Origin of the sequence: Streptomyces sp. NPDC005899 (assembly GCF_040629645.1) — a bacterium.
In the GTDB taxonomy this organism is placed as follows: Bacteria; Actinomycetota; Actinomycetes; order Streptomycetales; family Streptomycetaceae; genus Streptomyces.
In genome coordinates, this window is the sequence record NZ_JBEXWB010000256.1 from 1 (window position 1) to 9,389 (window position 9,389).

The 9,389-nt window shown below is 64.8% G+C and carries 7 protein-coding genes and 2 pseudogenes; 3 read left to right on the forward strand and 6 right to left on the reverse strand.

Annotated elements, in window-relative coordinates; all coding sequences use genetic code 11:
• Positions 1-214 precede the first annotated feature (214 nt).
• The 3 genes and pseudogenes from ABZ371_RS23830 to ABZ371_RS23840 form a co-directional block, all read right to left on the reverse strand.
• On the reverse strand, positions 215-1,135 hold the full coding sequence (locus ABZ371_RS23830; protein WP_358683055.1) for a hypothetical protein: 921 nt from the start codon (positions 1,133-1,135) through the stop codon (positions 215-217).
• Positions 1,136-1,956: 821 nt separating this feature from the next.
• Positions 1,957-2,359, reverse strand: a pseudogene (locus ABZ371_RS23835) (ISAzo13 family transposase); the annotation flags it as partial.
• 17 nt (positions 2,360-2,376) lie between these two features.
• Positions 2,377-2,520, reverse strand: a pseudogene (locus tag ABZ371_RS23840) (DUF6192 family protein); the annotation flags it as partial.
• Between ABZ371_RS23840 and ABZ371_RS23845 the strand changes: the two are divergent.
• Complete coding sequence (locus tag ABZ371_RS23845) at positions 2,480-2,647, forward strand: hypothetical protein (RefSeq protein WP_358683067.1); 168 nt, start codon at positions 2,480-2,482, stop codon at positions 2,645-2,647. The pseudogene ABZ371_RS23840 and the gene ABZ371_RS23845 sit on opposite strands and share 41 nt — an antisense overlap.
• A gap of 169 nt (positions 2,648-2,816) precedes the next feature.
• On the opposite strand, the gene ABZ371_RS23850 is transcribed toward ABZ371_RS23845, so the two are convergent.
• The 3 genes from ABZ371_RS23850 to ABZ371_RS23860 all read right to left on the reverse strand — a co-directional run bounded on the left by ABZ371_RS23850 (position 2,817) and on the right by ABZ371_RS23860 (position 5,891).
• The gene (locus tag ABZ371_RS23850; RefSeq protein ID WP_358683057.1) at positions 2,817-3,197 is read right to left on the reverse strand and encodes a DUF6009 family protein; all 381 of its coding nucleotides are present in this window, start codon (positions 3,195-3,197) and stop codon (positions 2,817-2,819) included.
• Positions 3,198-3,327: 130 nt separating this feature from the next.
• Positions 3,328-4,872, reverse strand: a complete 1,545-nt coding sequence (locus ABZ371_RS23855) for a phage/plasmid primase, P4 family (RefSeq protein ID WP_358683059.1) — start codon at positions 4,870-4,872, stop codon at positions 3,328-3,330.
• Positions 4,869-5,891, reverse strand: coding sequence for a bifunctional DNA primase/polymerase (locus ABZ371_RS23860; RefSeq protein ID WP_358683065.1), 1,023 nt, complete (start codon positions 5,889-5,891; stop codon positions 4,869-4,871). The genes ABZ371_RS23855 and ABZ371_RS23860 overlap by 4 nt, the downstream gene beginning before the upstream one ends.
• Positions 5,892-7,196: 1,305 nt before the next feature.
• Between ABZ371_RS23860 and ABZ371_RS23865 the strand changes: the two genes are divergently transcribed.
• Positions 7,197-7,883 carry a ScbR family autoregulator-binding transcription factor gene (locus ABZ371_RS23865; RefSeq protein ID WP_358683061.1) on the forward strand — a complete coding sequence of 229 codons (687 nt, stop codon included), beginning with the start codon at positions 7,197-7,199 and terminating at the stop codon, positions 7,881-7,883.
• A gap of 348 nt (positions 7,884-8,231) precedes the next feature.
• On the forward strand, positions 8,232-9,113 hold the full coding sequence (locus ABZ371_RS23870; RefSeq protein WP_358683063.1) for a hypothetical protein: 882 nt from the start codon (positions 8,232-8,234) through the stop codon (positions 9,111-9,113).
• Positions 9,114-9,389: the final 276 nt, after the last annotated feature.

The window sequence follows — 9,389 nt, forward strand, 5'->3', positions numbered from 1 at the left end:
CGGGCTTGGCGCCGCCCTCGTCGGTGTCGGCGCGGCGCAGCCACTTCGACAACGTGATCGGGTGGACGCCGAAGTCGGCGGCGATCTGTTCCAGCATGACGCCGGGCTCGCGATTGCGCGCGACCCTCACGACGTCATCGCGGAACTCTTTCGGATACGGCTTGGGCACTGCGACATCCTTCCAGGCCGCCTCTCGGCAAGCCAGGTCAAGGTGTCACCTATCCGTGCAGCAGTCCCCACCTCCGTTAGTGCTGTTTGCCAGGTAGCTCGCCTTGTCCCAGCGTGGAGCCAGCATAAAGATGTCGCCACCCGTGGCGCCGCTGAGCTTCCAGCCAGTTGGTGGCGCCACGCTCACCGAGGGCTGGTAGACGGCGAATATGCTTTCGGTGGAGCCGTTCGAGCCCGCGCCGTTGCCGGCCGTGACCGTGGTAGTCAGGCTGCTCGCCGTCTGGAACTGTGCCCAGGTCCTGGCAGCAGGCATGGCTGTTCCGCCATAGATATAGGCGACGGTCGACGGCCAGCTCTGTGCGATCTTTCCTTTCAGGGTGATGCTCAGACCAGCGGCCCCGGTCGTCCCTACCGTCGCCATGTTCATCACGTGATAGGTGTACGAAATCACTCTGCTGTTAAGCGGAATAGTGCCCACTACTACCACGTCGAAGGCGCTTTCACCGACAGGCTTGCCGTCTTTCAGCCATGTCTGCAGATAGCTGGCGCCCGAGCAAACGGCGAATCGGGATTTCAGGAAGAACTTGCTTGTCGACCCCAATGCCGTGCGGCACTCGCTACCCGTCATGCTGCGAGACGGCTCGGGATAGGTGACTGCAGCAGGCGCCGCCGTGCTGACCGGTGAAGTGGTTCGTTGCGGCTTCGAAATTACAGAAAGCTGCGTGTCTTTTTGCGCGTAGCCGGCGGCTGGCCCTACTGTTTCACGAGCCAGCAGAGCCGGGCTCTGTTCAGCGGCCAGCCGTCTCGCCTGGTTGGTGGCTATGCTTCCGCTTTTAAGCGCTTCGCCCAACCGGTACTGCCCAAGTGGCAGAACATAGGTCTCAACGGCTGCGACACCGGAATTGGCCGGACGGGCTGTGGCCGTCGATGCGGCGAGCGCTGAGAACAGTAAGGTGACCAGGGACACGGCTAAGAGTTTCCGCAGTGGCATTGCTGCGCTTGTGGGCATGCGGGTTCACACTCCGTCCTACAGGCCGATATCGAAGCACTAGTTCTAGCAACCACGCTCGCTTAGCCCATACGCCTCAGGGCAAACTGGCGCAATAGCGTTCGACCTTGGCTTGTTGCGGTTTCAGTGATGCGCGATGAACACCCTGACCTACTCCGTCGCATCACCCTCGATCTTCGCCTCGATCGTTCATCAGTCCTCGCCGGTTCACGACGGGGCTCCGTGTTCTGCGAAGTGTGATGTTCTCGAGAGCGAGGGCAGGCTTCCAGTCCGTTGTCGCATCGATGTGAGGCCGGGGTCCACTACCCCAGCGTGGTGGTGGAGTGGATCGTTTGAGTCGGTCGGTTTGCCGAACCCGGCAACGAGCCCCTTATCGAAGGTGTCGTCGTTGTCCTCGTGTCCCCACTCGGAAACCCTGCGCCTGAGGACGAACGACCGCACGAGCAGGGGATAGACGTGCGTCGGGCCCCTGGGAGCAGGCAGGGCCCGACTGTTCAGGGGCGGCTATCGGCGGGTGATGAGCCAGGCGATGACTCGGCGGGTGGCGAAGTCGCCGACCCGGTTCGCTACGCCACACATGAAGCTGCTGGAGACGGACTGTCTCGGCATAACCAGCCATTCCCGCAGGTTGGGCGTGATGGTGGTGTGCCGTCAGTCTCGGTGCTTCCTGGGCTTGCGGGGGTTGTTCGCGTCACCCTCCATGTCAGTCCTCTCGTCTTGCGCATGGCGGGACCGCGCAAGGAGCCCTCTCGAACCATGGCCTAAGGGCCTGCCGATCATTAACCTGTCGTCTTGATCTTGTTGCTTCGCTCGTCGGTCAGGGCGAGGACACGTGCTTGGAGGGCCGTGAGACCGGCGGGTGGGGTCGTTGCGGGCGTGATTGCAATGTCATGGGCGTCGAGCAGTCGCCGGTTCTTCAGGAGGGTGCGGTGCATGGCGGTCCTGCTGCTGCCGAACTAGCACGGCCAGAGGTTCCGCGGCCAGGGCGACCCGCAGGTGGAGCACGGTGGCCAGGACCTGCCCAAGGAAACAGAGCCGGGGCGGTCGGCCGCGCTGGAAGTCGCCGTCCGGGGCCAGAGTTTCTGTCAGTTGGTCCAGCTGCTGGCGGGCCATCCCGGTCAGCTCGGGATCAAACAGCAGACGACGTCGTCATCGCGGGTCAGGTCCTTGACCGCCCGGACTTTCTCCTCGACCGAGACCGGGTTGTCGACCTGATGTCCGACCAGACGTTTCGCCCCGTCCGAAGTCCACTGCTTGCGGTTGGACCGCGGGTTGAAAGGGGCGTCCTCGACCGCCACCCACTTGGTGCTCTTCTCCGCCGTCGTCGCGCTCGTCGTCATCATGCTGACGCTGCGCAGTGGCGCGGGGCTCGTCGACGCGACCCTGTCGGGCGGTGCCGCTTTCGGCGGGACGATGCTCCTTTGCCTGGCTGTCGTCGCCGCGGTCAAAGAACTGCGGAGACTGCGTTAACCGGCTGCGTGTGCACGCGGCAACGTCGGCGTGCCGGTGTCCGCGGTGGGTCCGGTACCAGGCCAGCACGCGGTCCCGGCTCCACCGCGCTGACACGTACCGTCTCGGGGACGGCCTGACCCCGGGACGGTCCTTCGCGGCCGGCCGGAGCAGGAGGAGGAGAGCTGCGTCAGGAGGGCACTATCTCGGTTCTGCGTTTCCCCTGCGAACGCGGGGTCTTCTCCCCGACCCGCTTCGGCTCGATGGTGCGCGGGTCGACCGCCTCGCCCGGGGCACCCTCCTTGTAGAGGCCCTCGGGGTCGTTCGGCCTGTCATGGGGCAGGAGAAAGAAGGTACGGCGCTGGAAGAGGCCGCTGTCGGGGTTGGCCTCGGCCTCCTTGTCGAGCTCCGCATAACCGACCATGCGTCCATCACGCGCGTAGCGGGGCTTCCCGCCGCGGCGGGCACTCTTGTCGAGCGCCTGACGGACGTAGTCGAGTTCGTCGAGGTCCTCCAGCCACACCACGTTCGCTTCGTGTGCGAGCTGGCTTTCCTGCAGCAGCGAGCTCATGGACGCAGCTCCTTGTCGGTGGTGTGGTGGTACGTGCGGATGCTCGGTACGGATCGGGCGGTGCGGTGGTCCGGGACGTTCCCATGGTATGACGATGCCCAGATCCCGGGCGGAAAGCCGTGGTGCCTCATCAACGTCCACCTGCCGGTCCGTCAGGACGGACGATGTCGTCCTTCAGCAACGCCAGGGCGGGGTAGTACTTCTTGCCGCTGGACTTCAGCATCTCGGCGGGTGACGCGAGCCCGACCTCCTGCCGGATGCGGCCGGCGAAAGCCCGGGCGGTGTCGGCCCGGATGCCCTCCGAGCTGCACCAGGCGGTGTAGGTCGCGTAGAGAAGGCCCTGCTCCACGCGGAGGTCCCCGGTGTCCGGACCCTGACGCAGACAGCACTCGCCCAGGAAGCGCCCGATGTGGTCCTCGGTCGTCTCGTACGCGGCGGTGGCCAGACGCACGGAGGACGGCCCGCTCAGAGGATCCCGGGTGGTGAGGTAGCGGATCGCGCCCTGGATCAGCCAGTGCAGGATCCCGGGACCCTCTTCCTCGACGAGTTCGCCGGCCAGGTTGTCGATCTTCCTGTCGGCCGCGACGACGCGCTCGAAGGGAATGAGCCGGATACGACGCCAGAACGCATGCCCACCGGTCCCGACTTCTGGCTGGTGGTTGCCCAGCAGCCAGAGCTTGTGGGTCGGGGTGAAACTGAAGTAGTCCTGGCGCATGCGCCGGGCCTTGATCTTGTCCCCACCGGTGAGCAGCTTGACCCGGGCCTCGTCGAACTTGTCGTTGGGCTTGAGCTCGCTGCACACGAAGATGCGGCGGCCGTGCAGCTCCGTCAGTTCCGTGGAGTGCTCGGCGAAGTTGCCCTTGTCCATGAGGAAGCCCGGCGGGGCGGCGTCGGCGTAGTCCCCCATGACCTGGATCATGACGTCCAGGAGGACCGACTTGCCGTTGGCCCCCTTCCCCCAGAGGAAGGGCAGGACCTGCGCGCCGACATCGCCGGTGATGGAGTACCCGAGCAACAGGTGCAGGAAGTCGATCATCTCCTGCCCCTTGGCGTCGTCGCCGAAGGTGTCCTCGAGGAAGGCCTGCCAGCGCGGTGTCGGCATCACCTGGGGAGCCACCTGGGTGGCCCGGGAGTGGAGGTCTCGCATCGGATCGGGCTTGCGCAGACGGCCGTTCCGCAGATCGACGACTCCCGAGGGGGTGCACAGCGAGTAGGCGTCGCCGTCGAGCACGTCCGGGTCGAGGCTGAGCGCCGGTGCGGCCTTCGCCTGGTGGAGCAGGGCCTTCATACCGCTCGTGGACATGGTCCGCCGGCGGTGCTGAGCGATCTCGCGGTCGCTGAAGATGCCCCTCGGGTCGGTGGGGGACATCTGCTCGGCCATGTCTCCAGCGGCCCACAGAGCGGCCTTCTCGCCGCCCACACGCTTCCACCGGAACTGGTCCCAGCAGTACCAGCCGAGGCCTTCGACGTGGCGGAACTGGTCGCTGTAGAGCTGGGCGAAGAGCTTCGCGTTGCCCCGGTCCGTGAGCATGGGCGGCAGCAGGGCCGGTGTCTCGACCGAGACAGGTGCCTGCACCTGCTGGGGAGGGACCCAGGCGGGAGCCGCGCCCTCGAGGTCGAGCATCTGCTGAGCGGCGGCAACCGCGTCGAAGCGGCTGCTCTCGGCGCTACTCATGCGAGTCCTTTGGGGTGGAACGGGCGGCTGGCGCCTGCGGTAAGGGCTGCGTCGATGATCGTCTCATTGCGGCGGTTCTGGTGGGGACGAGCATAGTGAGCTGCTTCTGCCAGCTTTTGGCGGGCTTCGGCAGGGTTCAGGTGTCCTGCTCCGGCGAGTCCTCCAGCCGTGAACGCCGCTCGGTTCAACTTTTCCGTGAAGCCGGCGCCCTCGGCGTACGCGGCACACGCGCGCACGGTTTCGATGAGCGGCCGCAAGAGTGCCTGAGCGGGGCCGCTACGGGGTGCCCGGGCTTGTCCACCCGACCGCGGGACGGGCACGGAAACCGGGGCCGCCTGTGGGACGTGGCCCGTGCGCGTCAGTTCGGCGGCCAGCCATGAGGGGAGAGGGGCAGGGTCCCGCACAGCTCCCAGGGGCGCGTACACGCCCGTCGAGGTGCGGGTGGTGGGGGCCACGATGTATCCGCCGTGGGCCCGCACGTCGACCTGCCACGCCAGCGCGGTCCTGGGGCTCGACCCGGTGGAGGAGCGATAACGGACGGTGGGTGTGGGATTGACGTACCAGATGTGCAGTCCCCCGGACGGCGTGCGCACACGCAGGGTGCTGTCGTCCTCGACGGGATTCGGTTCCCGGCGGTAGGCCGCGAGAAGGGCCAGCGTGTCGAAGCCTGAGGCGAGCCCCGCCAGGTCGACCTGTTCCGGGATACGGATGCCCGGAAGGAGCCGGCTGCGGTCCGGGACCTGCGCGGTATGGGCATCAACGTCCAGGACGACGAGATGGGCGGGCCCGCACGACACAGCCACTCCCGCACGTGGCTCTCGGCGCCACCAGGCATCGATCAGGGCGAGGTCCGTGGTCGCGCTGTGGAAGCCGTGACACCACCGGCCCTGCTCGTGGCAGGGGCACTGCGAAGGCGCGTGACTACGTACACGGCAACGCTCGCAGTTGGCCGCCGGAGTCTTGCGCCCCGGGGCAAGCGGGTGCACCGGCCACTGACGGCTTGCGAGCCAGCGGGCCACGTCCACGGGGCCCGGCGGCTGCGCGACTCCGGACAAGGCCGTGTCGGCGGGGCGCTGCACTGTTCGTCGGTCCGTTCCTCTTGGGGTGGACAGGGGTGGTACCTCAGCTGGATCCAGTGCGTTTTACCTGGTCAGGGAGGACCGGACGAGGGACTGAGGGACTGAAGGGACTGACTTTCCCTTATAGCGGCCAGAGCCTAGCGCACGGGCACGTCCCGCCGTGGGAGGCATGAGCACTTATTGCAGAGTCAGTCCCTTCAGTCCCTCGGGGATGTGACAAGGACACCGGCCAGGGCGACATGTCCTTCAGGCCGACGGCCGAGGGACTGAAGGCCTGCTGGGGCGGAGGGACTGTTCGGCCCCTTTTCAGTCCCCATGGTGTTTCCGCAGGTCAGAGCACCTGAGCACCAGAAGGGAGGGACTGAAGGGACTCATTTCCCTAGTTATGAGCGCACCAGGGATAGAGGTACTACGTTTTACGTACGCGCGCATACGCGCCCCCGCACGCAGGTGGAACAGGGAGTTTGAGTCCCTTCAGTCCCTTCGGTTCCGAGCACATCGCTGTGACCTGGTCTTTTGGGAAGGGACTGAAGGGACGAGGGACCGAAGGAGTACGGTCCCTCCCGCGTCGAGGGCGGTCTGCTGGGGAAATCCGCCGGGGGCGCTACCCCCTGCCCTGTCAGGCACTCTTTCGTCTTCCCTGGCCCGCAGAACAGTTCTGCCCTGTGGTGTGATCGGTGATCGTCCACCGACGGTGACCTGCACATCGCTGACAGGGTATCGATGTGGCCCCTCCCCCGCCGGCGTGGGGGAGCATGACAAGGTCGCTCTGCGAGTCTCAGATGGGAGGTCTTCGTCTCTGTAGAAGCGCTATGTGCCGCAAAATTCATCTGATGCAGGGGAACGATTGCCCGCCTCCCCGACAGAAGCCCCGAAGGGCAGGTGTGTTGTTTACGGACAACACACCTGACACTTCGATCGAACCACCGAGGGGTGCCGAGCCTCGACATCCTCCGCATTGACATGCCGAGGGGCTGGGTTGCCACTTCCATCGCGCCCTGTACGACGCGTGAGGAGAATGGAGATGAAGGGAATGCGGCTGCCACCTGCATACATCCCATCCTTCTCGAGACGTTTAACACGGACAAGAACGCCGACAGACACGGCTCCAGGAGGTGCACGCAGTCCGTCTCGACCAACGCGCATATTACGGGGCGGTCGGTCGGTTTAGCAATATGGGCGAGCACGGAAGTGCTCTACGTGTCTTATGTTCGATTTACACCATTAGAGAGCTCACGTAACAACATGACCGATAAAAGCTACAAAGAACCGGCCCCGCGGGCACTACAGAAGCGGTCGATGGAGACGCGAAGTCGAATCATTCATGCCGCAGCGGAGATTTTTGACGAAAAGGGATATGCCGCCACATCGATCAGCATGATCCTGGACCGTGCGCAAATCACTAAAGGCGCCCTTTACCACCATTTCAATACGAAAGATCAGATCGCCGAGGCTTTGCTGGCAGTCCAGGTGCCGATGAGCAGGATCAGCCCTCATGAGTCCAAGTGGCAGGAGACGATCGATACCTCGTTCGCCTACGCCCGTCTCCTTCAGACTCATCCGGAGGCCAGGGCGGGAGTCCGGCTGTCCATCGACGGAGGCGTGCCGTCTGACCTGGACGTTTACGGGCCTACGCGCCAGTGGATCGAGTTGGTGACCTACCTGATGACGCAGGTTGATGGGATGGGTCATCTGTCTGCCGACTGGACACCACGTTCGGCCGCCGAGCTGCTCCAGTCCACTTTCGTGGGGGCGCAGCTGACCTCTTTGCAGATCACTGGGCCTCTTCGGACTGATTTGCACAAACGGATTGAAAGCATGTGGAAGGGTGTGCTTCCGGGCATGGCGACGATGAGTGCGCTGAAAAAGGGCCTGGACTACGAATCGGACCGCTGGAACCGCATCCGCTGGGAGGGTCCGGCCGCAGGTTGAGCGCTTCCCGCCGTTGGCTGAGGAGTTTCACGGCACCTGCGTGAACGCAGGTGCCGTGGTTCTTGCGGGAACCTTCAGGGCCCGCTGTGGTAAAACAGTCCGTGCTCCCGGTTTTGCGTAGGGCTCGGGCGGCGTGCCTATCACATGCCCGAGGGGGCACGGCAACGCGCTGACGACTGTCCTTGTGCCAGCGCAGCCTGCCCGCCGGCACGCGGCCGGGTACAGACGTGTCGGGTTCCTCTGGGCGGCGTCCAGACACCAAGCCCCGCCTCACAGGGACGCGCATACTCCCACCGCATGCACACCACACTCATCCGTACTCCACACACGTATTAGGAGTGAGAAGCCGTGATCTCGAACGCGGAAGTAGAAGTAGCCGAAGCGGTCGACTCCGACCTCATCGCTTCCGGGATAGACGACCTGCTTTCAGGCAAGCCTCTGGACGGCGCACCGCCCATGAACCGGCCCATATCTCCCGATCGCATATACTTCACGGACATCTTGAACAAAGTTGAGTCGCAACTCGGACCTCCCGACCTGTATGCCGGAGGAGCCGCAGGAGTGCTCGTCCGCTGGCGCCATGGGCAAAAGACGCTCACGGTGGCACAGGAGCAAGGAGTGACGATGTCACTCCGGTCGTCCGCGGTTCTCGACGCTGCCGAGGCCACTGCCTTCCGCAGCGGAGTGGGCACGAGACCCGGCCAGGCGGCTAGCTACTTCGAGCTGCCCTACCTGTGGCGGGTTGTACGGCGAGGGTCTGCACTGGAGCAGCCCGGTGTTTTGCCTACGAGCGACTGGGGCCAGCTTGAGCAGTCGCTGCGGTGCTTGTTGGAGCTCTGGGTTGCACAGACCAGCCTCCTGTACGAAGCGGGCTGGTGCGACGAAGTTGCGTTCGACTTGACCGAGCAGGTAAGCGGAGACCTCGTCCTGGGCCTGTTACAGAGCGCAGAGGAAGGGCTCACTCTCTTCCTTCACGACGATCGGACAACGACCGCCAGGCCTGACCCGGACGACGTCGCAGCCCGCGGATGGCAGCAAAGAGTCCATCAGCTCCAAGCATGGATTGCTTCCTTCGATCCCGGCCTGTACACAGCTGAAACCGCAGCTGGCATCATCGTCCGTGAACTGCGCCTGCGTGGAGCCGCAACTCCATTGAGCGTCGCTTTGACTGCCCTGAGCAGCAACGGCGAGAGCCGGTTGCAGTTGCCTGGCGTTCCGCTGAAGAGCTGACCTTTCATCCGCTGGGCCTGCGGCCATTGCAGACGTCCCGTCCTGGCGCGCCGAGGCTGAGGGGACAAGCTGGTGAGCGCGGGCCGATCAGCGGGAGGGTGTCGGCGCCGGGAGCCGAAACAAGAGCGGATGGCTTCTATTGGCGGGGCCGGACAGAAGCCAAGATCTCACGCACGAGCACGGGCCTTGACCCCTGATGTTGGACACACGAGACACTGGATCCTGCGGATCTGAGAACGGACATCTCGTGGTCATGAAGAACTACCCGCCGCAGTT

Coding starts and splice junctions, on each gene's coding strand:
- ABZ371_RS23850 (WP_358683057.1), bottom strand. CDS start 3,197: ATGAGCTCGCTGCTGCAGGAAAGCCAGCTCGCACACGAAGCGAACGTG.
- ABZ371_RS23855 (WP_358683059.1), bottom strand. CDS start 4,872: ATGAGTAGCGCCGAGAGCAGCCGCTTCGACGCGGTTGCCGCCGCTCAG.
- ABZ371_RS23865 (WP_358683061.1), top strand. CDS start 7,197: ATGACCGATAAAAGCTACAAAGAACCGGCCCCGCGGGCACTACAGAAG.